The 26252-nt window shown below is 32.0% G+C and carries 26 protein-coding genes and 1 rRNA gene; 11 read left to right on the plus strand and 16 right to left on the minus strand.

The window, feature by feature from the left end:
- The first annotated feature begins 259 nt into the window (after positions 1 to 259).
- A 5S ribosomal RNA gene (gene rrf / locus EJ01_RS08440) occupies positions 260 to 378 on the plus strand.
- A gap of 266 nt (positions 379 to 644) precedes the next feature.
- On the opposite strand, the gene EJ01_RS08445 is transcribed toward rrf, so the two are convergent.
- Positions 645 to 1130, minus strand: coding sequence for a DUF488 domain-containing protein (locus EJ01_RS08445; protein WP_048082833.1), 486 nt, complete (start codon positions 1128 to 1130; stop codon positions 645 to 647).
- A gap of 283 nt (positions 1131 to 1413) precedes the next feature.
- Here EJ01_RS08445 and EJ01_RS08450 point away from each other — a divergent pair, with 283 nt between their 5' ends.
- Complete coding sequence (locus EJ01_RS08450; RefSeq protein ID WP_048083029.1) at positions 1414 to 3150, plus strand: UvrD-helicase domain-containing protein; 1737 nt, start codon at positions 1414 to 1416, stop codon at positions 3148 to 3150.
- A 54-nt stretch (positions 3151 to 3204) separates the two neighbouring features.
- Here the strand turns inward: EJ01_RS08450 and EJ01_RS08455 are convergent, their stop codons facing one another.
- The 5 genes from EJ01_RS08455 to EJ01_RS08475 all read right to left on the minus strand — a co-directional run bounded on the left by EJ01_RS08455 (position 3205) and on the right by EJ01_RS08475 (position 8151).
- Positions 3205 to 3588, minus strand: coding sequence for a type II toxin-antitoxin system VapC family toxin (locus tag EJ01_RS08455; RefSeq protein ID WP_048082832.1), 384 nt, complete (start codon positions 3586 to 3588; stop codon positions 3205 to 3207).
- 58 nt (positions 3589 to 3646) lie between these two features.
- Positions 3647 to 3859 carry an AbrB/MazE/SpoVT family DNA-binding domain-containing protein gene (locus EJ01_RS08460; RefSeq protein WP_048082831.1) on the minus strand — a complete coding sequence of 71 codons (213 nt, stop codon included), beginning with the start codon at positions 3857 to 3859 and terminating at the stop codon, positions 3647 to 3649.
- Between the two features lie 106 nt (positions 3860 to 3965).
- On the minus strand, positions 3966 to 6062 hold the full coding sequence (locus EJ01_RS08465; protein ID WP_048082830.1) for a DEAD/DEAH box helicase: 2097 nt from the start codon (positions 6060 to 6062) through the stop codon (positions 3966 to 3968).
- Between the two features lie 58 nt (positions 6063 to 6120).
- Positions 6121 to 7353: a BREX system ATP-binding domain-containing protein gene (locus tag EJ01_RS08470; RefSeq protein ID WP_048082829.1), complete on the minus strand. Its 1233-nt coding sequence runs from the start codon at positions 7351 to 7353 to the stop codon at positions 6121 to 6123.
- A gap of 9 nt (positions 7354 to 7362) precedes the next feature.
- Positions 7363 to 8151: an EVE domain-containing protein gene (locus EJ01_RS08475; RefSeq protein ID WP_052375989.1), complete on the minus strand. Its 789-nt coding sequence runs from the start codon at positions 8149 to 8151 to the stop codon at positions 7363 to 7365.
- 525 nt (positions 8152 to 8676) lie between these two features.
- Here EJ01_RS08475 and EJ01_RS08480 point away from each other — a divergent pair.
- Both EJ01_RS08480 and EJ01_RS08485 read left to right on the plus strand, forming a co-directional pair.
- Entirely contained in the window at positions 8677 to 10713 is a 2037-nt protein-coding gene (locus EJ01_RS08480) for a hypothetical protein (protein WP_048082828.1), read from the plus strand.
- Positions 10714 to 11620: 907 nt separating this feature from the next.
- Positions 11621 to 12226, plus strand: a complete 606-nt coding sequence (locus EJ01_RS08485; RefSeq protein ID WP_157197662.1) for a transglutaminase-like domain-containing protein — start codon at positions 11621 to 11623, stop codon at positions 12224 to 12226.
- 255 nt (positions 12227 to 12481) lie between these two features.
- On the opposite strand, the gene EJ01_RS08490 is transcribed toward EJ01_RS08485, so the two are convergent.
- Positions 12482 to 12934 carry a HEPN domain-containing protein gene (locus EJ01_RS08490; RefSeq protein ID WP_211251461.1) on the minus strand — a complete coding sequence of 151 codons (453 nt, stop codon included), beginning with the start codon at positions 12932 to 12934 and terminating at the stop codon, positions 12482 to 12484.
- Positions 12918 to 13451 carry an ArsR family transcriptional regulator gene (locus EJ01_RS08495; RefSeq protein ID WP_048082826.1) on the minus strand — a complete coding sequence of 178 codons (534 nt, stop codon included), beginning with the start codon at positions 13449 to 13451 and terminating at the stop codon, positions 12918 to 12920. Before EJ01_RS08495 ends, EJ01_RS08490 begins: the two co-directional genes overlap by 17 nt.
- A gap of 404 nt (positions 13452 to 13855) precedes the next feature.
- Between EJ01_RS08495 and EJ01_RS08500 the strand changes: the two genes are divergently transcribed.
- The 3 genes from EJ01_RS08500 (at position 13856) to EJ01_RS17525 (ending at position 15619) form a co-directional block, all read left to right on the plus strand.
- A complete protein-coding gene (locus EJ01_RS08500) occupies positions 13856 to 14623 on the plus strand; it encodes a Fic family protein (protein WP_245611178.1) in 768 nt (255 codons plus the stop codon).
- A 181-nt stretch (positions 14624 to 14804) separates the two neighbouring features.
- Entirely contained in the window at positions 14805 to 15077 is a 273-nt protein-coding gene (locus EJ01_RS08505; RefSeq protein ID WP_048082824.1) for a nucleotidyltransferase family protein, read from the plus strand.
- 401 nt (positions 15078 to 15478) lie between these two features.
- Complete coding sequence (locus EJ01_RS17525) at positions 15479 to 15619, plus strand: hypothetical protein (protein WP_169740452.1); 141 nt, start codon at positions 15479 to 15481, stop codon at positions 15617 to 15619.
- A gap of 7 nt (positions 15620 to 15626) precedes the next feature.
- Here EJ01_RS17525 and EJ01_RS08510 read toward each other — a convergent pair whose 3' ends face one another.
- Together EJ01_RS08510 and EJ01_RS08515 are read right to left on the minus strand one after the other, a co-directional pair.
- A complete protein-coding gene (locus EJ01_RS08510) occupies positions 15627 to 16181 on the minus strand; it encodes a GNAT family protein (protein WP_048082823.1) in 555 nt (184 codons plus the stop codon).
- Between the two features lie 428 nt (positions 16182 to 16609).
- On the minus strand, positions 16610 to 16855 hold the full coding sequence (locus EJ01_RS08515) for a hypothetical protein (protein WP_048082822.1): 246 nt from the start codon (positions 16853 to 16855) through the stop codon (positions 16610 to 16612).
- A 123-nt stretch (positions 16856 to 16978) separates the two neighbouring features.
- Here EJ01_RS08515 and EJ01_RS08520 point away from each other — a divergent pair, with 123 nt between their 5' ends.
- Entirely contained in the window at positions 16979 to 17188 is a 210-nt protein-coding gene (locus EJ01_RS08520; protein ID WP_048082821.1) for a hypothetical protein, read from the plus strand.
- Between the two features lie 57 nt (positions 17189 to 17245).
- Here the strand turns inward: EJ01_RS08520 and EJ01_RS08525 are convergent, their stop codons facing one another.
- Positions 17246 to 17614, minus strand: a complete 369-nt coding sequence (locus tag EJ01_RS08525) for a hypothetical protein (RefSeq protein ID WP_048082820.1) — start codon at positions 17612 to 17614, stop codon at positions 17246 to 17248.
- Between the two features lie 104 nt (positions 17615 to 17718).
- Between EJ01_RS08525 and EJ01_RS08530 the strand changes: the two genes are divergently transcribed.
- On the plus strand, positions 17719 to 18294 hold the full coding sequence (locus tag EJ01_RS08530; RefSeq protein ID WP_048082819.1) for a helix-turn-helix domain-containing protein: 576 nt from the start codon (positions 17719 to 17721) through the stop codon (positions 18292 to 18294).
- A 129-nt stretch (positions 18295 to 18423) separates the two neighbouring features.
- On the opposite strand, the gene EJ01_RS08535 is transcribed toward EJ01_RS08530, so the two are convergent.
- The 3 genes from EJ01_RS08535 to EJ01_RS08545 form a co-directional block, all read right to left on the minus strand.
- Positions 18424 to 18714: a hypothetical protein gene (locus tag EJ01_RS08535; protein WP_048082818.1), complete on the minus strand. Its 291-nt coding sequence runs from the start codon at positions 18712 to 18714 to the stop codon at positions 18424 to 18426.
- A 44-nt stretch (positions 18715 to 18758) separates the two neighbouring features.
- Positions 18759 to 21137, minus strand: a complete 2379-nt coding sequence (locus EJ01_RS08540) for an SEC-C domain-containing protein (RefSeq protein ID WP_048082817.1) — start codon at positions 21135 to 21137, stop codon at positions 18759 to 18761.
- Between the two features lie 94 nt (positions 21138 to 21231).
- Complete coding sequence (locus EJ01_RS08545; protein ID WP_048082816.1) at positions 21232 to 21471, minus strand: hypothetical protein; 240 nt, start codon at positions 21469 to 21471, stop codon at positions 21232 to 21234.
- Positions 21472 to 21698: 227 nt separating this feature from the next.
- On the opposite strand from EJ01_RS08545, the gene EJ01_RS08550 reads away from it, so the two are divergent.
- A complete protein-coding gene (locus EJ01_RS08550) occupies positions 21699 to 22481 on the plus strand; it encodes a DNA-3-methyladenine glycosylase I (RefSeq protein WP_048082815.1) in 783 nt (260 codons plus the stop codon).
- A 59-nt stretch (positions 22482 to 22540) separates the two neighbouring features.
- Here EJ01_RS08550 and EJ01_RS08555 read toward each other — a convergent pair whose 3' ends face one another.
- Complete coding sequence (locus EJ01_RS08555) at positions 22541 to 23095, minus strand: hypothetical protein (protein ID WP_048082814.1); 555 nt, start codon at positions 23093 to 23095, stop codon at positions 22541 to 22543.
- A 39-nt stretch (positions 23096 to 23134) separates the two neighbouring features.
- Positions 23135 to 23656 carry a DUF1802 family protein gene (locus tag EJ01_RS08560; RefSeq protein ID WP_048082813.1) on the minus strand — a complete coding sequence of 174 codons (522 nt, stop codon included), beginning with the start codon at positions 23654 to 23656 and terminating at the stop codon, positions 23135 to 23137.
- Between the two features lie 262 nt (positions 23657 to 23918).
- On the opposite strand from EJ01_RS08560, the gene EJ01_RS08565 reads away from it, so the two are divergent.
- The gene (locus tag EJ01_RS08565; RefSeq protein ID WP_048082812.1) at positions 23919 to 26240 is read left to right on the plus strand and encodes a hypothetical protein; all 2322 of its coding nucleotides are present in this window, start codon (positions 23919 to 23921) and stop codon (positions 26238 to 26240) included.
- The last annotated feature ends 12 nt before the right edge of the window (positions 26241 to 26252 follow it).

The following is a 26252-nucleotide window of genomic DNA, read 5'->3' on the forward strand; positions in this document are numbered from 1 at the left end:
CCTGAGGTTTCCCCCGAAAATAAGCAACTTTTGGACATGGGTAGAAGACCTGATTGATGGGGTAGGGGTGTAAGCTTCGAGGTTTTCGGACCGAGTTGTTCAGCCCGCTATTTCCAACGTCCATTTGGTGTGATTTCATTAGCATTTGTTAGTCTAATTGGTTATATTTTTTTGTTTGTTCTGGTTAGGTGTTTACAGTTTGGGTGAAGTGTATGCATGGAAAAGTTTAAATAGTCCGTTTTTTATATTATTATTATGGTTCGGCGACCATAGCGGAGGGGTTACACCTGGTCTCGTTTCGATCCCAGAAGTAAAGTCCTCCTGCGTTTTAAGTGGTACTATAATGTCTTTTATGGGAAGCTTAAAACGTTGCCGGCCACTCTCATAATCACAAACTCGTTTTTTTTTTTTAATTTGATTTTAACATTGTTTTAATACTATTTTTATTTTAAATTAATAATTTCGCGAGAGTAACTGTAAAAGTTCACTCACAACAATATTTAAGATTCTGATTTTTAACAAAAATTTACAGATATATAATAGGATTATCTTTAAACAAATAATCTTTAAAATTCAATTTCAAAAACAATTTTAATTTACAATTCAATATGCGGAAGAAAGAAATTACTTTTAAAAATTTAAAATCAAAACAAAGTTGTTTGAATATCTTTTTTATCTAAATTAGTTATTTTGTCTATTTTGCTGTTTTTTCTGATATGAGTTACTTCTAAACCTTTTTTAACAAGAGTTTGAGTTATTAAATTATGTCTGTGGCAGTTATAAGGATCTTCCTCACTACACATTAGAACAATATTATTCTCGTTATTCAGTTCAATTATCCTGTTTATCCCTTCGATATAACGGTCACTTTGTGCTATTAACCTGTAATTTACTTCACCGTTTTCATAATATTTCTTATCTCTGGGTTTTCCGCCGATATAGTCACCAAGGAATATGTATCTCATACCATTTTCAATCAAACTTCTCTTGATATCCTCTCGGTTGAAATGGGATACGAACTTGCTGTAGGGTGAACTGCGCACATCTACTACAATATCTATTTTAAATGACTTCAGTATATCAACAAAAGATTTCTGAGTCATGTTGCTGTGACCTATTGTGTAAATCATGCTATCATTTAATTTATTTTTGTTATGTAATCGTTACAAGTCTTATTTTTGAATTATTTTCTTAAATAATAAAATAACCAGACTTATAAAAACTATTCTTATAATCCACTACTCTTATTATGGAGATACAATATTTGTTTTATAGTAAACTACTTTTTAAAATAATAAAATAACCAGACTTATAAAAACTATTTTTATTATAACTCACTAACCTACTATTATAGAATTACTGAATTTACAATTGAATTTAGTTTTAAATTGGGAGCTTTTTATTTTGAGTAACATGAGAATTTATCCTTCTTGGGAGAAAATCGAAAAATTTAAGGAACCTCTAACTGAAGGCGAAAATGCACTGGCCCGTTTTCTGGATGACAACTTACCTGAAGATTGGAAAATTTTTATAAGGCCTTACCTAAATAACGGCCGTCCGGATATTGTCATCTTAAACCCTAATGTAGGATTAATGATTTACTCTGTTAAAGAATGGAAATCTGTAAATTATGACCATGAATATAACCTGGAAGAAACTTCGGCCTATATAAAGCAGGTGAATAATTACAGGAACAAGATAATTGAGCAAATAATCCCTGATATGGGCGAGAAAATCGATGAAAATAACAGATTATTTGCACTTGTACAGACTGGAATCTATATACATAATATAAGTGGAGACAATGCAAGGGAACTATTTGACAACCGTAATTATCCAACAATAGCAGGTTTCGATGACTTAACTGAAGAAAATGTTAAATATGTAGTTCCAGGTGCAGGTTTTGAAAGAAGCAGTTATATGGCAAAAGCGTGGGCTGATGAAATAGAATTCTGGCTGAACCCACCATTTCACAGTAAAAGACATGGTGAAAAACTTAAATTAACTGCAAAACAAAAGAACCACTCAAAACCTAAACCCGGACATAGACGTATTCGAGGAGCTGCAGGCAGTGGAAAAACTCTGGTCATAGCATACAGGGCAGCAAAATTAGCAGCTGAAGGACATAAAGTTCTTGTAATGACCTTCAACCTCACACTCTGGCACTATATTAAGGATATGATTGCAAGGGCACCATTTGACTTTGAGTGGAAAAACATTACATTCAACCATTTCCACGGGTTCTGCAACGACATTTTAAATGAACTATCTGTACCAAAACCCAGTAAAAATTACTTCGATGAAGTTGTCCCGAAAGTGGAAGATGCAATTTCTGATATCAACATTGACAGGTTCAAATTCGATGCAATACTCATCGATGAAGGCCAGGACTGTAAATGGGAATGGTACAATTTACTATCTAAATTTTTAAATGAAAGAGACGAGCTCCTGTTTGTCTGTGATAAAAACCAGAATATCTACGGGCGTGAACTCAGCTGGATTGACAATATGGCCAGTGTCAAGTTCCGCGGTAGATGGGGGGAGCTGAACACAATCTACCGGCTGCCGCCAAAAATAGGTTCTGTGGCCAATAAATTCAGCGAAACCTTTGGCCTGGATAATATGATTGAATCAGAAGAATATGCACAGTTGACACTTTTTGAAAGGCCGCCCATTTTTAAATGGAAAAACATAAAACAGATAGACTGGCTTCATGAAATAAAAAATGCATACACACTGCTCAAATATCAGCAGAGGGGCTTTGGAGAAGGCCAGGCATCAGATATTGTTATTCTACTTCCCACCAAAAAGATGGGAATGAAAGCTGTCAAGCTGTTTAAAAAAAGGAATATCGACGTCAACCATGTCTTTGAAGAAGACAGAACTAGATATTCCCGCCACAAAAAGGCATTTCCCCTTGAAGACAGCCGTTTAAAGATAAGTACCATTCACAGCTTCAAGGGATGGGAAGCAATTCACGTTATCATGTTGATTCCCACAAGATGGAACGGTGATGAGAATCTTGACTCCATGGTTTATACCGCAATGACCAGAACCCGGAAAAATCTAATTGTTTTGAACTCCAATGAGAGGTACATGGAATTTGGGGATAGTCTATCTAGAAAATCAGATGATAAAAATAAGGAATAATGGATTTACGTGGTTATAATTCATATTTGCTAAAAACAGAAGTAGAGATTTATTTTAAAGCTCAGTATTTTTAAGTATGTCTTCAGGCGTAGTAACATTTTCCATCCATTTAAAATGTTTTATATTATTTGTAACCAGTGTTGCATTTAGCTTGATAGCTGTGGCTCCAATAGTGTATTCTCTAGCATTATCACCAAAATCCCAATTTCCAAAAGACCCAAGAGCCGCTTGTACTGCTTCATCTTTTCCAAATGGAACAACAATGTTCATCTGTTCTAAAAATGCATCAACCATAGATTCTGTGTTTCCTTTTTTTAGATGATGGTAAAGATATTCCATATAAGCAACGGCAGGCAAATACTTTTCTTTGTCCTGTAGAAAGAGCCAGTCACAGAATTGTCTGTTATTAAACACATTGGTATCGAGGTCCAGTTTCATTCAATCACCGTTAAGATTTCTTCTTTTGTTTGCTTAATGAGCCTAAATTCTCTTTAGCTCATTTTTTAAAGCCTTCTCGTGATTTTTTTACGGTTTCTTCAATATTTTCTGATGCTTCCATCATTTTATCACGTAATTCATGGACTGTCATCATAACCCAGTTCCCTTCATTGTTTTTCACGAAAACTACCTTGTCTCCTTGATGAATGTTAAGGTCATCCCTCACTTTCTTTGGAATGGTTACCTGATATTTTTTTGTAACACTTACCATGATACCACCTTTACTACTATTATAAATGTAATACTTTAAGCAGATTAGTAATGCTGATTAAAGATAATATCCCTGAGAAAAAGATTACATGGACTGGGGTAAATTTTTACCATGTACTGAAAACAGAAGAATCAATCAATTTTAAAGAATTGTTTTCAAAAAGGTGAATTGTATCTTCTTTGTTAAATAGAATTTGCATTTTAAGTTCTGCATGGTCTTTTTCAGGTAAATATTTAATGAATTTGTTTTTGATGAATTTTTTAGTTTTCTCCAGCATGAATTTCTCTAATTCTTCATCATTTAGAATGTCTTTAATATTGCCCGCTATGTGTTCAACATCATCCATTTTCAGAATACCTTTAAATTTAAATGAAGAATAGTAAGGTGTATCATGAACACTGACTATATCATGGTAAAACTTGAAAACAGAAGATATCAATGAGTTGACCTTGAAACCTGCAAATGTGTAGATAAAGACTCTATTTTCCTCAAAATAAAATTGAACTGGTATCTTACCATTCTCAAAACCTGAAATCCGACCGTCTTCTTCCAGATCTTTTATTACCTTGAGGCTGACTTCATCAAAATCATTTAAGAGCTCTTTATTATAGTTTCCAAGCAGTATGTCATAGATTTTCCGGGTTAACAGGTAATCCATTACTCCCCCTTCGCTGTGCCAGTTTGGAATTCCACCTTCTTTTGCCTTTTTAACCTTCAGCCTGAAATTATCATGGTCAGTTTTAGATACAGTCCAGACTTCACCACCTAAAACAAAGTTAGAACCTTTCTCCAGTGTACTGATAACAAAGGACGAATCTAAACTGCCGATGGTTTTACGCCCGTCAAGAACTGTAAATTCATAAGTGGGCCAGAATACACTGTAAAACTCTAAAAAGTTCCTTTTTCCAAATTCCTTTTCAAAAGCATCTCCTAAACTAAGATATGGGCCATTTTCTTCTATAAACCCTTTTTCAACCATATTGTCTATGAAATATTGATATTCATTTTTTTCAATTTTAGAGAACACATAAGCCTCTTTAAGAATTAAAAACAGGTCCTTTTTCTTAATCCTTCCGTATTCAAATATGGTGCTTAATATCTGGTGGAAATAGATATCCTTTGGCTTTTCAGGTAATTTAATGTGTTCTAATTTTTTTTCTTCTACTAAAGCTAATTCTGCAAGTGACTTGACAATTTCTTCTTCACTGTCGCAGAGAATTATAGTTCTCTGGATCTTTGTCCTCCGGCCGCTTCTTCCAACCTTCTGAAGGAAAGAGCTGACATTTGAAGGGGGGTTCTTCTGGATTACAACATCTATATTTCCTATGTCAATTCCAAGCTCTAAAGTACTGGTACTTATCATCAGACCATGTTTAACATGCTTGAAATTCCTTTCACTCTCTTCCCGCGCGTCTTTATGGATTGAAGAGTGGTGAATAAATATATTTTTAACCTTCAAGTGCTTTTTAAATAAATTATGATATTTTTCAGCTTCTTTACGTGAATGGACAAAAAACACCACTTTTTTATCTAAATATTTACTTACCGTCTGAATTATCTTGAAATCATCTGCATAAATCACTTTGTACTGAAACGGCCTGCTGTTTTTATCTGCCACAACTTCACTGTTTTCATTTGAAGTCAGCCAGCTTAAAATTGTTTCTGGATTCCCTACCGTGGCTGATAACCCAATTCTGGAAATATCATTCCTGCAGTAAGCTTTAATTCTGCTGTTTATAATTGAATTAAGCTGTGTTCCCCTATCTGAATCAGCAAAATAGTGTATTTCATCTATGATTATGTATTTTAAATTTTTAAAGATGGAATTCTTTACTTCACTGGACTTATTCATTAAAATAACTTCTAATGATTCTGGAGTAATTACAAGTATATCAGTTGGTTTTTTAATAAATGATGATTTTTGTGATGCTGTTACATCTCCATGCCACTTTGTTGCGGTTAGATCAAACTGATCACACCAGAATTCAATTCTCTGGTGGGTATCGTTAATTAGTGCTTTAAGTGGGGATATGAAAAGCACGCTCATAGGCTCTAAATTATTTTTGAGGATATCATCAAAAACTGGAATTAAAACTGATTCAGTTTTACCAGAGGCAGTCGGCGCTATAACCAGCATGTCCTTATTTTCTCTAAAACGAGGTATGGTAGCCTTCTGGATGGGGGTTAAATCCTTCCATTTCATACGGTTTGCTATAAACCTCTGCAGCCTGGGATCTAAAGTATTGAAAACGTGGGTTATTCTACCACTCTTCCTCTACTTCTCTTTCTTCAAATATCTTCAAAATAGCATCATCTGAATCTAATTCGCCAGGGTTCTGCTGAATAGTATCTAAAACACTTAAAAATGTCCTTACAAATTCCCGGGGGGTAGTTTTACCTCCAGTTAAAAGGGCATTATTTTCATGTATGTCAACGAGCTCGTCGATAATGGAGTTCATCCTGGAACCCGCATCCCAGTCGTAGACTTGAGCATGCATTTCTATTATCTTAGACCCTAATTCTTTCAATTCTTCTTTTTTAAACCCTTCAAGTCTCATTATAGGTTTTCTGAGGTCTTTATGGTCTGTATCTAATGCATCTTTTATCCTATCATACAATGCCTGGTAAGAAGGCACTCCCTTCTTCTGGTCTTCGAAAAATTCACTTGTACCTGCAAATATAAATAAAGTGCTTTCGAAGTTGCCTAAATTACACTCATCAAATATAAAACGAATGTAATCGTAAGCACCATCCCTTAGCTTTGTCATCTGGAGAGACCTGATATATTCAACTTCATCTACCAAGATTACAAGTCCGCTGTATCCTAAGGACCTTACAAATGCAGACAATGCTTCTAAAAATATGAATGCATTTTCTTTGGTCACATCCCCTTTGACCCCGAACTTCTTTTTGACTGCAAATGGGATGTTGGAATCTCCCCGGAGCCATGCCTGTGCATAATTTGCAGTTTCAGTGTCTCCAGAAATTAATGCTTGATGATACTTTTCTATGGCAATTGCAAATGAATTAGAATACTTTCGAGTTTCTTCCAGATCCTGGACCATATTTTCACTTACAATGCCATTCTGTCTTGCAGCGTCCTCAGTTTCTTCCATTGCAACCATTCTAAGTCCTGTAAGCCACCTTTCAATGATGTGTTCAAGGGAGGTCCCTGTTTTACACCTTAAAGTCTGGACTATGTTCTTGTATACTTCTTCAAACTTGTAGAATGGAATATCACGGGTTATGGTTATTTTTGAAACTACAAAGTTGTCCTTAAATGCAATTTCCTCGATTACTTTAAGCAGAAAAGATTTTCCCCCGCCGTAGTCACCTTCAAGAAACTTGGTTGCAGCTTTGCCGTTTTTTATTTTTTCAAATAAACGTTTCATCTCTTCAATTTCAAGGGTTCTACCTACACATATCTCGGAAGTCCCCTTTGGCGGTACGTTGCCTTCCTTTAAAGCGTGAATAATGTCTTCATAGTCGTCCATGTAATGCCCCTAAACTAGTTTTATGTATCCAAATCTCTGTGAATTGCCCCTTGGGCCGTATAACTTAACTAAATTATCTGGATTTCTTGAAGGGCTGTGTTTGAACCCTAACTTCCAGACATTCTGCGAGTAATATTCCAGGATGTCTTCATAGCTCTTAGAAATGCCGTAAGAGTTTATAAATTTATGTAAAAGCCTTATAAACTCTTTTATCTCAATCTGGTTGGACTCTTCAGTATTTTTAACTATTTCATAGGTGCCTCTAATTGAGCCCATTAAAAATTCGTCCATTGTAAAGGACATCTTCTCAAAATAAACAGGAAATGTTTTACTTGAATTCATCCTTCTTGTTATATAGTTAAAATCTTCCTCGTTGATTTCTGTAAATTCTGATTTAAATGGATAGGGCAGATTTTCTTTATTTTTTATAAATTTGAGATTATTTGCAATGTCTTTTACAGGCACTGCCTCAGTAAAATATTTTATTCCTTTTAATTTAATCTTTTTTCCTGATTTTAATGAATCTAAAAGGTATTCTGGGCCGTCAAATGTCTCTTCTACAGGACCGTAGCCTATAAATGAAATACTCTTTTGAAAGGGAGTGAAAAATAATATTTTATCTTCAGCCTTGACTGATTTTACGGCATTCGATTCTGGATTTGTGATATATAATATCCTTTGCTCATCTATCCTGCTTAAGTGTTCTTCATCTATTCGGTAAATCCAGTATTTTGAACTTTCACCCGCTGACTGTAATGTTTGCTGCTTGATATGAACCCCGCCTTTTAAAAGTAACATTTGCTTTTTAAATAAGAAGCCCTAAGATGTATCTTAACTAAATAAAAATATCTAAGTGCATTAATTAATAAATTTTTCTTTAATCAATATAGAAAATAATAAATCACTGCAAAACTATCAATGATTAAAGAATTTACAGTTATCATTGGTTAAAGACTATCAAGAATTAGAGGTTAATGTAATACTGCAAATTATTGTTGGATTGTATCATATGCACTTTAAATTGACTCTTAGACTATCAAAAATAGGTGATATAATGGGTTATTTATTGTGGCGCATCCTATAAATTATTGCAAATAATCAAATTAGAATATTGGAGTAAAGATTACAAAATAGATGGATGAATGAGTGTAATGCCTGTAAACCATTGCAAAACTAGGATTAGATGTTTTACAGGTTATAGTTGTAAATTAACTAAAGATTATCAAGATGATATAATGGGTTAATATGTGCTGTAACTATGATTAATGAATTATAAATTATGCTGTATATATTGGTTAAAGAATATCAAAAATAGATGATATAATGGGCTATTTAATATGTGATACCTGTAATGATGTTTACAAATTACAGGACATGGAATCACCAGAAGAATTTGACACCTGCCAATGCGGCGGAAACCTGGAATATTATGAGACGTTGCAGGATTTTGTAAGCCAGTTTTATGACCTGAGTAATTTTAAGTCTGAGGAAGGAAATTTACTCCTTAAAAAGGGTTATAACCAGCTGAAGAAAAAAAATAGAGACCTTAAAGAGGACTACTCTAAACTAAAAGACGCCAAGCTGGAACTTGAAAGTGAAATTCAGGAACTTAAAGAATTCCAGAACAAACTAAAAGATATTAATGCCGAAGTTGAAGAGGAAAATCTGGAATTAAAGGATAAGATAAATTCGATTAGGGACAGATATTTAAAACTCGAAAATAAGAATTCTAAATCATCAAAATATCCTGGAGAGCAGCTTTCTACATTAAAAGACAATGAACTGGAAACAGAAAATTCTGACGTGATTGACTTATCTAAAAAGGACAATAATTCGAATTCAAAAGAGGCTCCAAGTCCTATAAATAAATTAGACGGCATTGATTCCAATTTAAAGAAAAAATTAAAGGAATTAATAGGGACTAACCAGAAATTGAAAACAGAATTGGGCCATGAATCCCTTAAACTCGCAAATTTAAGGAAGTTTAATTATGGGTTAGAGACTAAAAATTCTGAGTTAAAGCAGGAAATTTTAAGGTTAAAAGAATTTGAAGAGGCTCATAAAAAGCTGAATTTCAAATATATTGTTTTAGAAAAGCACAACCAGGAATTAATAAATAAACACCTGGAACTACATGAAAACCACAAAGAACTGGAAGAGAACTTTTCTAAATTGGAACAGGAAAATTTCAAATTAAAAGAACTGGCAATTGCTTATGAAGATTTAAACCAGAAATACGCTGATTTAGAGAAGTACAACGATAAGCTGTTAGCTAAAGATGCTGAGTTGGGTAAAAGTTACAATAAATTGAAGGACAGCTTTTCTAGATTGGAAAAGGAAAATGTTAAACTAAGCAGGAGTGTTAGTTTAGATCCGGAATTAGAAAATAAATATAATGAACTAGATGAAAATTACGCTAGATTGGAGGAGAAATTTTCTAAATTAGAAGAAGAAAACTTAAAATTAAAGGAGAGTGCTAATTCTAATCCTGAATTGGAAACCAGTTATAATGAACTGCAGGAAAAGTTTTCGAAACTTGAAGAGCAAAACAGAGAGTTAAACAGTGAATTAAGTGAACTTAAGGATAACTTCTCTAATTTAAGGGAAACGAATCTTGAATTGAAGAGTTTCAAAGATGAAAATGAAGGCCTGGAAAATAAATACGGTGAATTACTGGAAAAGTACTCTGAATTAGAGGAAAAAAGCAGTAATATAGCTGACCTTGAAAAACACAATGAAGAATTATCAAATGATAATTACCGGTTGGAAACTGATTTTAATGAATTGAAGGCCAAATTATCTGAGCTGGAAGAAGATCTTAAAGTAGATGATGATTCAGACTCCAAATTAAAAACCCAATATGTCGAGCTGAACAGCGATTATCACCGGTTAAAAGTTGACCATTTCAATTTAAAGGAAAGATACCTGGCTTTGAAGGAGAAAAATAAGACTAAAACCATAACTGTGGACTTCTCCGGCGAAAACAAAGACGATGCCTCTTTAAAAACCCATATTGTCTGTGAAGACTGCGGCCAGAAACTGCCTCTATCTCAGTTTTATAAGACCAAGTCCAATGAAAGGGGATACACATCAAGGTGTAAAAGCTGCACTCGGAAAAGAAATGCTGCACAGGGACTTGTAGAACTGAGCAAGTACATAGACCTGGACACTCCGTTTTCAAAGGATGAGCTTAAAGCTGTGATTGGGGACCAGCAGTTTTCTGTCTTTGAAAATTATATGTGGGTCCTGTTAGAGCTTGATATCTTGACTTATCTGGAAGATGAGGACAAATATGTTTTAAAGTCTGATGATAATTTGAAGGGCTTCTGCGGAACTTATGGGATTTCATTGGCTTTATAAACTTGATTTTGATTTTGCAAATAACAGTAATTTTTTACTGAACAGTATTTTATTACTGTTAAATGTGTAACAGTAATTATTTACTGAACAGTATTTTGGTACTGTAAATGTGCAGCAGTAATTTTTTACTGTACTTTTTAAGTTCATGCAGTTTAGAAATGAAACTTTCTTCAAAAAGGAATTATCAATTTTTAAAGGAATTTATAAATTTTTTAAGTATTTTGCTGGATTTTAAGGCTTTTTTATATTAAATTGCATCTTTAAAAAATGAATCTGGAAGGAAGACCCTGTTTTATAATGGTTTGATTGTTTAAAGGGACGGAGCAAATGGTGTGTTTTTAATATTATGATCAGTTTATTTTTTTATTGTTTTTTGAGAGTTTAAATCATGCCTATATTAAATTAAGACCATTAAGAGACAATTCGGAGCATATATTGTTTTTTTATAATGGTTTGATAGTTTAAATGGATGGAACAAATGGTGCGCTGTAAATATTATGATTATTTTATTCTGTTTTATTAATATCTGTCATTTGCATGGTATTAATATGTTATTGGTATGGTTTCCTTCCAGATTTCACTTAGGGTGTATTTTGACTGTATGCCGGTTCAACCCCAATTGTATGATATTTTATGGATTTTAAGAAAACCATTAAGAACGCTTTAAATCTAAATTAGGCCATTTAAAACGCTTTGTTTAAGCTTTTCATACGAAACCTTTATATAGTATGAAGGCATATGTAGTGCTAACCCTGAGAAAAACACAAATTTGGTTTTTCGATGTTTGCGAATTTAAAATTCATTGAAATTCGCAACCGCAAAAATTCTATGAATTTTTGCATGAAGGGAAATTGGAGGCGGTATAATTATACGTAAATTGTTATTTGCAGTCCTCTTAGTGGCAGGTATGTCACTATTCGGTATTGCCGGCGCAAGCGCGGCAGATACAGGCGCTGCACACGCGCAGTATGGTCATCATGATACTGTGCATAAACATGCATATAAACATGTTAAATATTATAAACATCATAAATTTAGTACACATAAAAGGAACAAATATAGTCACAAGAAATCTTACAGACATAGTTCATACAAACACGTCAGAAAATCAAATTCAGCCAGTGTCAATGCACTATCAAGTTCACTTACAAGCGGTACAAGCTCACAGTACACTAAAGGAACTAGAATATTTAACTGGGTAAAAACTCACGTTAAATACAGGTTCTATTATAACACTAAACATGGAGCTGCAGGTACTCTTAAATACAGGTCAGGTAACTGTGCTGACCAGGCACATTTAGTTGTTGCACTTGCAAGATCCTCTGGATTACCAGCAAGGTACGTCCACGCTAAAGCTAAATTTAGAAGTGGCCATGTTTATGGTCACTACTGGGCCCAAATAAAGGTAAACGGTAAATGGGTCACAGCTGATACAACCAGTAAAAGAAACTCCTTTGGAGCGCCAAGAAACTGGACTTCAGCAAGAATTGTAGGTATTTCAAATAATATTTAATCCTACAATTTTAAAATTTTCTTTTAAATTCTTAATTTCTACGAAATTTTAAATTTTCTTTTATTTATGATATTTTTGCATTTTTAACACTAATCTGCGGTTTTTAAAAATAATGAATTTTTTAAATAAGAAATCATTTTATCAAAACTAATTTTTTCAAAGAGGATATGCTCATTGAATAAGTTTACAATCTATAAACATTTTGTTTACGTTCTGTAAACAAATAGGGAATTACAAATAGTTTCAAAGTGTAGGTTATTCAATAGGGTTAGTTTCGTTCAATAACTGATCCATCCTGTTTATAACGTCATCTGCAGATTCAATTCCAGATTTAATTTCTTCTGGAGATGGCGCTATTTGAAATGAGTACTGGTCAGCGTTTCTAGCACCCCTCATTCTATCAAAAAGCATTGCATATTCTTCTTCTAAATATCCACTGTTTACATATTTTTCAAGATAAATACCTATACAATAATGGTTCTTCTCTCTAATTCCGTCTCTAAATAGAATTGCTCTTGCAGAATGAAATAAAGCAAGATAAGTTGATATCTGTGCGGATCTGTATGCTTCATTTTCAAGATTCCTTTTGGCCTCTTCAAGCCATTCTTTTGCTTGCTTAATGGAAAGATCACTCTTTTCCTTTGAAGGCTCAACAGGACGTAAATGCCTTCTATTAAAACAATTTTCCAGGTCATTCAGGTGTATCACCTTTTAAAACTATTGAATTTCTTAAAAGTGAATTGTAAAATGGTTTATCTGTATTTTTTAGCGTTTCTAATTTTTCAGGAGTTAGAATAAGCATGCTTACTTCAGCTTTAGTCATGTCCCTTAAATCTTTATTTAACCTGCTGATTTCCTGCTCAGGTGGATATTTTCCTACTTTAACCCAGACATCAAAATCACTTTCTGAAGTGTTGGCCCCTGATGCCCAGCTTCCATATATGCCTATAGAATCAGCCCAGTCTAGATTAAGTTGATTTAGATTTATTTTATCTAAATTTAAGAGGACTTTAATGGCTTTTGTTTTTTCAATATTTTTGGGATAATATGATCTACCAGATTTTTCTATTAAACCTGAACTTTCTAAATATCGAATAAATCTTGAAACAAGTCCTTTTGATACTCCAGTTTCTCTTGAAACTTCTGTTACTGATGATTTATTTTCATAAAGTATATAATTAAGAATTTCAACTCGTTTTTCTGTCTTGAAGAGTTCTGTAAGCATGGTAATAATTAAAAAGTTTACAGTTTATAAACTTTTTGTTTACGTTCTGTAAACAACTGGGAAATGAGGTAGTCAAATATTTATTTTAGAGTATACAAAAAAGTAGTCAAATACTGATAAAGTTAAAGAGTGTTAAAATTATGTTCAGGCCGAATTTCAGCTACAACAATAAGATAGTAAATACATTACTTGAAATTAATTCAACGCGGGATTTCATAGTTAATGCTCCTCTTGTTGTGGAGATGGAACTCTCACTAAAACGAGACGCCCTGTTAAAATCAGCCCACCACTCAACGGCAATTGAAGGGAACCCTTTGACTTTAAACCAGGTCGATAAGTTGGCCCAGGGGCTTAAAATAAATGCCCAGAAGAAGGCCCAGCAGGAAGTTCTAAACTACCTTAACGTGCTCAATGACATGGATAAATACCTTGAAGAGGGGAAAATCACAGAAAAAATGATTTTAAAACTCCACCACGATATAACTTATTCTACACTGGAAGACACCTATATGGAAGGCCAGTACAGGACTATACCAGTTCACGTTGTAAACGAGGAAGGTGAAACTGTATTCACCCCACCGCTCGCATATTTGGCCCGTCGAGATATGAATGAACTCATTGAATGGATAAATGGAGATTCTAAAGAGTTGAATCCAGTTATGGCTGCCGGAATTATCCACTATGAATTTGTAAGGATTCACCCCTTTGTGGACGGGAACGGGAGGACAGCTAGGGCACTTGCAGCCCTTTTACTCTACTTGAGAGAGTTTGACACAGAAAGGTTCTTTACCATGGATGAATACTATGATTACGACAGGCCGGCTTATTACAGGGCGCTAAATTCGGTTGACGAGGAAACAAAGGATTTAACAGGGTGGCTGGAATACTTTTTAGAAGGCTTTTTGATTTCTATATCTCAAATTAAAGATAGGATACTGCTCTTTTCGCCGAGTGAAGCTTTGAAGCGAAGGGTGAAACTGTCTGAAAAGCAGATGAAAATAATTGAGTTTATACATTTAAACGGGCAGGTTAACAACCTTGAAGTCCAGGAACTCTTAAAAATTTCCCGTCAGGGCGCTTATAAGTATTTGAGGGCTTTGATGGATTTGGACCTGGTTGAGAAGAAGGGCGGGAGCCGTTCTACGTATTATGTTTTGAAGTCAGATAGTTAGTCAAATGAGTTGTCGAATAGGTGGTCAAATAGTAGATTTAAAATATTTTTTCTACTGTAGAAAATCAATAACCAAATTTCATTTATCATTCAAAGCATTTTTTGCTCTGAGAAAATCAATCTAATTTTTCATCCAATGAATTAATAAAATTTTAATAGATATAACTATAAAAAATGGTAATATGAAAGAGAAAGAAACGCGGCTTGAAATTGAGGATGTAAAAAGAAAAATACTTCCTATTTTAGAGCAGTACGAGGTTAAAAAAGCAGGACTATTTGGCTCAGTAGTTAGGGGAGAGCTGCGAGAAGACAGTGACATCGATATTTTAGTTGAAATTGAAAAGGATATTAGTCTTCTGGATTTTGTTGATTTAAAACTTGAAATTGAGGAAAAACTGGGAAGAAAAGTTGATCTGGTGGAGTACAGTACAATTAAACCTCTTTTAAAGATGTGATACTCAGGGAACAGGTGGCAATTCTTTGAGGAAAAATTTTTACATCAACTAACAATTCAATTTTCATCAACCATAACAAAATTTTGTTAAACTGTACAAAAGTCATTTTAAGTTAGTTTATATATTTATTTGATTTTAATGTAATAAAATGTATCATTTTTGATATTTAGAATAGATTAAGAGTAAAATCCCAATATTATTTGTTTATTTGGATTTTAATGTATGCTTTCACCAACCAAATTTTTAGTTTTTCATCAACTAGATTTAAGGGTATAGTGTGTTGATTTTCCAGTTCCTTTTTACCAAGAATCTCAAGTACTTAATACCTAAATAAACCTTTATATATCATAATAATTAGATCAATAAAATGACTGAAACTATTATTAACGGAAAGTGATAAAATGGCAAAAAAAATTACTCCAACACCAGTACTGGAAGGTAAAGATGCCGTTAATTTCCTGCTGGAAATGAACAGGCCAGCAAGTGAAGAGAAAAAGAAAATGTTAGATAAAATTAGAAAAAAACATAAACCTCTCTTTTAACGTGTTCTTATTCTTTATGAATGTCAAGATACATTGAAATAGTATGTTCTGGCCGCGGATTACGCTTATATTTGACTAATTTTCGTTCTTCTTTTGGAAACATTTTAAATAGATATTTATCATACAGCCATCTGGCATTACAGTAAGCGTCAACTGTAATAAACCTTAAACCTATTGTTTTAGATAATTCTAAAGCAGTACTGATGACTAATTCTACTAATTCAGGACCAATTCTATTTCCGTGATACTGTTTATCAACGGCAAGCCTACATAGTTTTAAAGCAGGTAGTGTTTCGTAATTTATCCCTAATTCTTCTAAATAGTCTTTATCTTTATCTATAATTTTTTTAAGCATAATTGAGTCAGCACACCATGTGAAAAATGCCACAAGATAGGAATCATATTTACATAAATAAGTCACATTTACCTTGTTATTCATCTGGTCACGTGATTTTTCCATTAAAAATTCGTTGAGATCATGATTACCACATTCAAAGCAGGATATATCATGATGATCTTCTAATTTTTCAATGATGAGATCATTAAACTCAATTTTATTCATAATCATATTGGAATTATTTATATTAATATACCTGCCTTTTTTATGAACATTTTAACTAAATGATAATGAAACATGTCCTGACATTTAGCGAACATAATAACATACTGATTTTTGCAGATTATTTTAAAATTTATAATAGGTTATTTTTTGCTTTATCGCTGCGGAAAAACGAAAACAATCTTAGAAATCACTGCATTCCACGTCATTTAAGACTAACATTTTCTTTGTTTCCTCATTAATAACGACAAGTAGTTTCACATCCACATTTTTTCAAAAAAAGCCCTCGAAAACTATGTTTTCGGGGCGCCGAAAATTCATAGAATTTTCGAGCGGATGGATCAAAAAATCATCGTCGTCGAAAATCTTTGATTTTCTGGACAGCAAAAACGAAGTTTTTGCATGCTTCGCTGCGGAGAAAAGGAATCAAATCAAATATCCTCAATTTCCACATCATTGAGGACTTTCATCTTCTTTGTTTCTTCGTTAATAACAACCAGCAGCTTTTCGTCTAATCTTATTAGTTCTGCAAGCGGCTTTCCGTTTAATTCTAATCCTAGTTTTCTTATTTTCCAGCTGTGTGCTGCTAACCATATCTCAATATCGTTTGTGATTCCCATTTTGAGGTATTTTTCTTTGGCAGATTGGGTTTCTTTATAATTGATTAAAAGCGGCATTTTTTAGGCTCCTTAATTTTTTGGTAACCACCTTCACATATGTATGTACTTGCACACATGTATATAAAAGTATGCTTGTGCATTTGAGAATAGTTAAATGCGAATAGGTATCCACAATAATGTATGGCAGACAGAAAGAAAGCAGAGATATTATGGAATAATGCAGAAAGGAAACAGATAAGGGTAATGATTCCTGTGGAGCTGCTGGAAGAAATCAATGATGATGCTGTTGAAAACTGGAAGCTTGATCATGCTGCAAGGGCTAAAGAAGTGACCTATCGTCTTTTGCTTGCTAAGGAATGCGAAGCGAAGAAGACGAAGGGTGAGAAATAAGTATATTTAATGGGTTTTTTTTAAATTTTGGTGACATAACGAAGCTTGAATTTTGTTCTAATATTTTTTAAGATTATGGACCTCACTAAGCCTTTTAATGTGAATATCAGTTTCTTCTTCTAACATGCAAATATCTAGTTCTACCTCTAAAACCTTTGGATCTATTCTTTCTGGAATAATGCCCTTTTTAGCGAATTCTACAAGCGATTTGTAAGTTTCGAACTCAACAGCAGTGAAATACTTGAATAAATATAAATCATCTCCTGCTTCATACATCTTTAAATTAGATATTCGGAGCTTCTTTTTTAGTTCGATTACAAGTTTTCTCTGTCTGGCATTCAGATTTGAAATCTGAAAAGTAGCATGATATATATTCCTATTTTTAATGTATCTCATATTGACTAAACTGGTGTCATCAGGTTTCATTTTATGACCTCACACCACCTTCAGTTTTCTATTAAATTCCTGTATTTATAAGTTTTTCCATAAATTATGGAATATCCATGTAATATGGAGCTAATTACTTAACCATGGAAAATCCAAAAAATAGTGGTGGTAATTTGGCCAAAGTCATGATAACTAACATTACAAAAGAAAAAGACCTGATAAAAGCGCTTGACAAAAGTGAATGTAATGACGCTATAGTATTCTACGATGAAAACTACGAGAAAATTCCTGAAAACTATCACTGGAATGCAACATATGTCAAAATAAATAAAGAATTTATCAGTGCATTAAAGCAGGTGAAAGGTATCTTAAGAGAAAATGAATTATGTGAATTCTTCATAGAACATAATAATGTTAGTGTATATTTGATGTACGGCGTTTTATCTGATGAAACAAATTATAATATTTATATTTTCGAAAATGGAGAATTTGAACTCCTTCCACCGCAAAAAAACAAATTAGATAATTATGAAATTCTGATTTTGAAGACATTAGTTGGTAATCAATATAATGCAGCTGAAATAATTCGTAAATCTGGGATAACTAAGACTCTTGTTTATGATAGGTTAAAAAGGCTTCAAAATATGGGTTTGATAGTGAAGTCAAATAGGAAGTATGAGTTGGATTCGTTGGGGTCGGACTTTTTGGAATTGATTTGATTGTTATTATTTAACAGGAACAAATCTAGGGTGTATATGATTTCTAGTTAAAATAGATTAGATAAATTCTTAATCTTAAGGCCAATTTTTACTTGTTTAATGAAATAGAAAGAATATGAAGTTATTTTGTTAATCATTTAATTCTTCACATAAATCACAGACTTTTTTAAAGTTTTCTTGTTTCCTTTTGTCTTCCTCATACTGCTTTTTTATCTCATTTAAAGTTTTTACATATGTATTAGCAGTTAACATTAGTAATGCTATAATTAAGACCAATATTATGTTTATTAAAAGAATAAATGCATCTTTTAGAAAAGAAAGAGTAATAGTAACAGTTATTGTAATTAATCCAATGAGGATTGCCGCTATATTTAAATTAAATGTGGATATAAATGATTCCTTTAGAATTTTCGTGTCCATTATTTCACCTTAAAAATGTTATTAAATCCAAAAGGGGTAATTATCTATTTACAGCATTTTTTATATTTTTTACCACTGCCACAAGGACATAGATCATTATTTTCTAATTTCTTGCCCATTGTTCGGAATCCAGCAAAATTTAGTCCTTTAAACCTTTTAAGTTGGTTATTCTTACGATAATCATGTCTCCATTTTTGCTTATAATTTTTAAAATCTTTAACTATAACTTTCTCCTCTTGTAAACTAATATTTAATAAAACCCATTCTTCTAATTTATGTTTATACATTTTCATTTTACAATAATAATCTACATCATGAGGATTGTAATTATCGTGGGTAGTAATTATAATAGTTAACCCAATCGTTGGCTTATCTATGCAAATGGTAAAATAATAATTGTAATTTTCGTTGATTTTTAAATCATCGACAATATTTTGGATATTTTCTAAAATGATATGCTGGATTTCTGCATTAAAACCAAGTAAAAGTGTTGAAATGCTAGTAAAATCTTTTTTATTTACTTTTTCTACACCTTTTACAATTTCTTCATACTCTTTAGGAATATCTATTTGTGGTTTTTCACCTGTAGATACTTGACCATCAAGATAATTATAATAACGGTCTAATGGTTCAGTATATGTAGTTGGAATCTCTATTTCGTCGTAATGTTCTAATGTCTTATCATCAAAATCAAGTTGCCGGTCAAGAAAACACATAAATAAATCTAATTCATCTGACGCTTTAATTTGAGCATAATTGTTTAATATCGTCCTTTGCTGTAAAAACAGGATAAATTCAGAAGGGAATTCAACTATTTCTGATATTATACGTAAGTCATTTATAAATACTGACCAAGGCCACTCTTTTCCTTGGATGAGGTCTATTGACTTTAATAAGTTTAAATTTATTGAAATGTATCCTAAATTTTCTAAAGTGATATTTATAAGGTATATGTTTTTAAACCTTTTTTTATCTTTAATTACTAATATTTCAGAGCCTCTTTCATCTTCAAATACTGGTTCCTCGGATTCTTCAATATATTTTTTTGTTCTTAAGGCTTGAGAATATGCCTTATCAATAAGTTCAGTAGCATCATTCTTTAAAGCCCGAATACTGCCTCTACGGGCGGAAATAGAGAAAGAACCTCCTTTTGCTTCAATTATAAATAAATTATTATCATATATTACAATACCATCTGTTTCAGGGCGTTTTCTCTCGCCATTTTCAGTAATATAATAAAAAAGTTTATTATAAATTTCTGCATCTGGAAATATTGTCTTAAAATATTCTAAAGCTTTTATTTCTAAACATTCCCCACTTTTTGTTTTATAATTATTTTCAAAATAAGATTCGTCTTTTTCTTTAATCCATGCTTCAATGATGTTTATTGTATTTCTAAAGAGAATATTTGGGATAAAACAGTAAAAATCATCGTTATATTCAATAATAGGTCTTTCTTGTATTATTGAATCATTAGTTGGCCAACATGGTCCTTTTTTAAAAGAGGTAAATGGTATATTCTCACCAAAATGAGAGCTTAAAAGTTTAAGAAGTTTTTTTGGTATTTTATCGTTAGGTTCAACAATAAATGGGAACTTTTCAGTTTTTCTTTTTAAAGCGTCTAGTTCTTTTCGTTTTTTTAAGACTTCAGGTAAATTATTATAATTCTTTTTAATGTCTTCAATAGAAAGGTTTTTATTTTCATCTTGTTCAATAAAATCTCTAAATAATTCCTGTAATTCTCCTACCTTTACCCAAAATTCTTGCTGATTATTTGAATTTTTTAATAATTGGGATCCTATCTCATTTATGCCCTCAATTATTTCATCAGTAGTTAAATCAAAATTTTCCTTAAGAAATGAATCGTGTGGTTTAAATAAATCTTTTACTAATTCAAGATGATGTTTTTTATATGAGTCTCCTCGAAGGAAAAGATATGAAGTTAAAGACATAAAGCGAATTTTCCCCTCAATTTCATCTGTTTTGCCTTCTACTGTTTCAGTAGCAAAATATAAAGTTACATCATTTAATATTTCATTTATTAATGTTATAAACTCCTCTATTTTATTTTTAGGTGTGTTTATTCCTATATTAAATTTAGAATGGCCTAAAATGAGACTTAATGCATATTCAACATATATTTCTTTACCCGGATGTGTAAATTCACTGTATTTTTCCATATTTGTAAGAAAATTAGCTAAAGTAATAGATTGAAGAAGAATAAATGGGTCATATTCTTTTATTATTGCAGATACTTTTTGTATATTTTCATCTATTTTTTCCTTAATTTCGGGTCTTTTAGATTTAATATCTTTAATAAATTCTTCAAATTCTTCAGGTTCCATTTTAGAAGACATGGCCAAACCATCATCGACTATTTCATATTCGATAGTTCTTTTAGATGAATTATTACTTTTAGACATTATACTTCCAACTCCATCTTTTCATAGCAAATTTAAATAATTCATTAGCCCTATTTTCAATTAGTTTTTTTATTCAATTCTCATTTATTATAAGTTAATATTCATCATAAATACGTCTTTCAGTATTTTTAGTTTTTGTAGTTGCTCTATCACCTAAATAAAATGTAACTATGCCTATAATTACTCCAATTATAACACCAAGATAGCCTGTTATATAAAGCCCCAAAAAGGAAGACCCAAAAGTCAGAATTAATACAAAAATTAGTAAAGGATAATTAGTTTCACGTCCCTTCTCTTCTGAGGCTACTTCACCGAGTTTTGTACCTACTATCAATGGTGGAAGTTCAATTTCAACTTCTCCAGTTTTATAAATGCTACCGCATTTAGGACAAGGTTCATTACTATTAAATTCTACTTATTCTCCACAATCTGTACATTTCATCGATGTTTTTGGTTCAATTTCGCCCATATAATCACCTTCAATCAAAATTATTTTTAATAATGATTTAATTAAACTTATCTATTGAACTAAGATAATAATAACAAAAGGGGGTAAAAAGAATGATCTCATATAAAGATATTTTCTTTAAAATAAAAGAAACATTAAAAGAACAAAGTAGCTTTACTGGAGAAGAATTTGATGATGTTTTAGAATATTTTAAACATGTTGGATCCAGTAAACTTGATGATAATGATTATTACCATTTGATGGTTGATATTGTATTTTATTCTGGAATGAAGGCTAATACGGTTACCAGTAAGAGGGGTATATTTAGGGGTTATTTCGACCATTATAGTAAAGTCTATTTGTATGATGAAGATAAAATTAATGAGATTTTAAGCGATAAGAACATGATTAGAAATAAAGCTAAAATTAAATCATGTATAAATAATGCTAAGACTTTTAAAAATATAATTGATAAATATGGCTCATTTGAAAACTACATAAACTCTTTTAAACTTACTGAGTCATCTGAAAACCTTTTATTATTTAGAGACGAAATTATGCGGAGATTTGGACATATTGGTCCCATTACTTCCTATCAATTCATGATGGATATTGGTCTACCATTTTTAAAGCCTGATAGGGTTATAAGAAGGATTTTTAGGAGAATAGGGTTAATAAAATATGATGACCAATTATTTGAAACAGTAATTCAAGGTCGAAAAATGAGTGAAGAAACAGGTCTTCCAATCCGTTATATAGATATTATCTTGGTTAAATATGGTCAAATGGGTAGAGATGATACATTTGGTTTAAAAGATGGCATATGCTTAGAGAAAAATCCTAAATGTGAATTATGTGGAATTAGAAAGTACTGTGAAGAATCTGAATTTCTCTGAGTAAATTTGGAGGTATGCTATTTTTTACTTAGGATTTTCAAAAATAATAATGAATATTGTTATTCACTAGGGAAAACAGTCTTAAGAGATGGATTCTTAGCAATCAAAGCTTCTAGAAAATTATTATACTCTGGATTTTTCTCTTGTAGAATAAGATTTAATTCCATCCATTCCATATTATTAAATACAAAACTGCCCTGATTACCTTGATAATTTCTTCGTACTGGTTCAGAGTCTGCTAAAATAGCATCCTGTTTCATTTCTTTTGATAAAACAGAATTTTCAAACTTATAAATAACAATAGCGTCACAATAATGCCATCCGCTAAATTTACCACTATCTTTGTTAATATAAGGCTTTGAAATTGCTTGAACTAAATATTTTACATCAGTTTTAGGGCTTGTACGATAAAGAATAATTAAATCCCCTATTCTAGTATTTTCGTCACAGGTCCAATTTAATTCATATCCTGGCTCTAAAATCTCTCTGTCGGAACCATCATGATCTAAATAATAGTCTGGACCAGTAACCCAAAGCCAAAAGCTTTTTGGTTCACAATTTATAGCATAGGATGCTAAATCAATGTATTCTTCTATTTTTTCCTTACTAATCACAGAATTTCCTCCTATTACAATACAAAACAATTGAATTTACTATTGTCCTACAGCTTTAGCAGTTTTAGAAAATTCAGCATCACTTAAAACAGGTTTAATACCTTCAAGAGAAACCTCTTTTTTTAAATTAGCATAACAAATAGCGCCAGGAGTAGGCTCTGCCATAAATGGCTCTTTTAGTTCATAAACTCTTAAGGCCCAAACATAAGCTTTTTGTCCTTTTAGATATGATTTAACGTGTTCTGGAGTCCAAATATAAAACTTCTGCATGCGGTGGGTGCTTTGGGCAGATTTTTCAGCAATTTTTTCTAAAGTTGCGTAGTATTTGATTTCTACTTTGTTGCCTTTCTTTTTAGGGAGAGCATGCTCTTCAACGAATGATTGATGTTTATTCTGGAAGCTTTCTAAATAATTATCTTTATTTGCGTAACTAACTGTTGGATACAAAAGAAACTTTTTAAGATTGGTTTTGTAGGTTCTTATTAGAACTGTTTGTTTTCCCTGGCCAAGGGCTTCCACTGTTGCGTTCCATTCTTTAAGGCATTTATTAATTTTATTCATATAATCCCTATTATTAATTAAAATGGATGAACTATTAAAATTTATCATTGACCTTATGGATTCAATATTATATATTATAATTTGTTAATTTTTTCGCAGTAATTTCTAAAAAATATAATAATGGAAGTATTGTGAGTATACTTGGAATATACAAGTGAATTTTTATTTGCTTGTTAAAAAAGTAAAAATTTATATACTTGATTAGTTAAGTAATATGCAAGAGAAAAATTTTTCACTTGTGTAAATGAAAAGGGGTAGTTTTATGACCAATGAAGAACTGTGTATGGAATTAGCAAAAGCTACAAAAGAAGAGGAAGTAATTGAAATACTTAAAAATGCCGGCTATTGGGATGATCCAAGTGTTTGGCAATATTATGGGGGAATAGAAAATAATTTTTCTATAATTGGGAGTCAACAGAGCTCTGCAGACAGTGCACTAGTAGAAAAAATTGTTAATTCAGTCGATGCTGTGCTTATGCGTGAATGCTTAAAAATGGGTATTGATCCAACAAGCAATAATGCTCCAGAAAATATAGACGATGCTTTATATGAGTTCTTTAATATCGAAAATGGAAATCTAGCAAATTTACAACCTAAAAAAAGATTAGAATTAGCGGATAATATAAGAATTGTTGCTACAGGAGCTAATAAAAATCCATGCTATTCCATAATAGATAAAGGTGAAGGACAAACTCCAAAAAGAATGACTGAAACATTTCTGTCCCTAGTTAAATCAAATAAATTAAAAATACCATTTGTACAAGGAAAATTTAACATGGGCGGAACTGGAACACTCCCATTTTGTGGAGAAAAAAATATACAATTGATTATATCTAAAAGAAATCCGGAAATATCTAAAAATGAAGTTGATGATGGTACTTCAGATTTATGGGGTTTTACAGTTATAAGGAGAGAAGAACCTGCAGAAAACGCTAAAAGCTCATCCTACAAATATCTTGCACCAAAAAATCAAATTTTAAGTTTTAATGCTAATTCATTGCCATTATTACCGGGTAAACACCCTGAAGCATATGTAAATCCTTTAGAATCAGGAACATTCATCAAAATTTACGAATATAAATTACAACCGACCTCTCTTAAAACTCTAATTAACTTTGATCTTCATTATAGATTGTCATTACTACTTCCAAAAATAGCTTTACCAGTATTATTAGAAGAAATGCGAAATTATTCTGGTCATTCTTTGCATTCAGTGCTTTCAGGATTAAGTGTTAGACTTGAAGAGGATAAGAGAGATAATATTGAAGATGGATTCCCAAGCTCTCATATAATGAACATTCAAGGGGAAAAAATGAATGTGCACATCTATGCATTTAAAAAAGATGCTAGTGTTGAAAAATACAAGAAAAAAGAAGGTATAATCTTTACAATTAATGGTCAATCACATGGATACATTTCTAAACCATTCTTTAAACGAAAATCTGTAAAAATGAATTATATATCCGATTCAATATTCGTAATTGTTGATTGCTCCAATATTAGCGGTGGAGCTCGAGAAAAATTATTTATGAACAGCAGAGATAAGCTAAGAGATGGTGAGCTAAAAAAAGAAATTGAAAAAACATTAGAAAAAATAATAAAGGAACATCCTGGCTTAAGGGCTCTAAAAGAGAGACGAAGACAAGAAAACATAGGAGAAAAGATTAAAGATTCAAAACCACTAGAAATGATTCTTGAAAACGTGATAAAAAAGTCTCCAACTCTCTCAAACCTTTTGATCATGGGCCAAAGGATAACAAGCCCCTTTAATTTAACAAACGTTGGAAAAGCAGAAGAATTCATTGGCAAAGAATATCCTACCTTTTTTGACTTAAAAAAACAGTTTACTCCTGAAAAACCAAAACATTGTCCATCTAATCACCGTTTCCGAATACAGTTTCAAACTGATGCAGATAATGACTATTTAACAAGAGATGATTTTCGCGGAGAATTCAGACTAATTTACAAAGGAAAAGAATATAATCACTATATAATCAGTTTATGGGATGGAACAGCCAATTTAACATGTGAACTACCAGAAGATGTGAATCAAGGTGATATCATTGAATTTAGAGTTGAAGTAGATGATAGAACCCAAATTGACCCTTTTGAAAATAAATTCTATGTTATTGTTGATCCTCCGGCAAATAACGATAAACCTGGAAATGGAAAGAGATCCAAACCCGCAGGGGGTAATGGAAATAGACAGAAAGCCCCATCTGCTTTAAATTTACCTAACATTTATCCTGTAAAAACTGATGAATGGAATAATCATAATTTCGATGGAGAAAGTGCATTAAGAGTTGAAGATGCAGGTGATGAAGGATATGATTTCTATATCAATATGGATAATGTGTATTTATTAAATGAAATTAAATCACGTACAAAAATAGATCCAAAAATCCTGGAATCACAGTTCCAATATGGGATGGTCTTAATTGGACTATCTCTCCTAAATCAATTAAGTTCTAATGATAAAGATGATGAAAGAGACATAGAAAAAGAAATAAGCTTAACTACCAAAGCAATAGCGCCAATGCTATTACCTATGATAATATCTCTAGGAGAACTAGAAAATACTTAAATGGAGACAATA

Origin of the sequence: Methanobacterium veterum (assembly GCF_000745485.1) — an archaeon.
GTDB classification, from domain to species: domain Archaea; phylum Methanobacteriota; class Methanobacteria; order Methanobacteriales; family Methanobacteriaceae; genus Methanobacterium_D; species Methanobacterium_D veterum.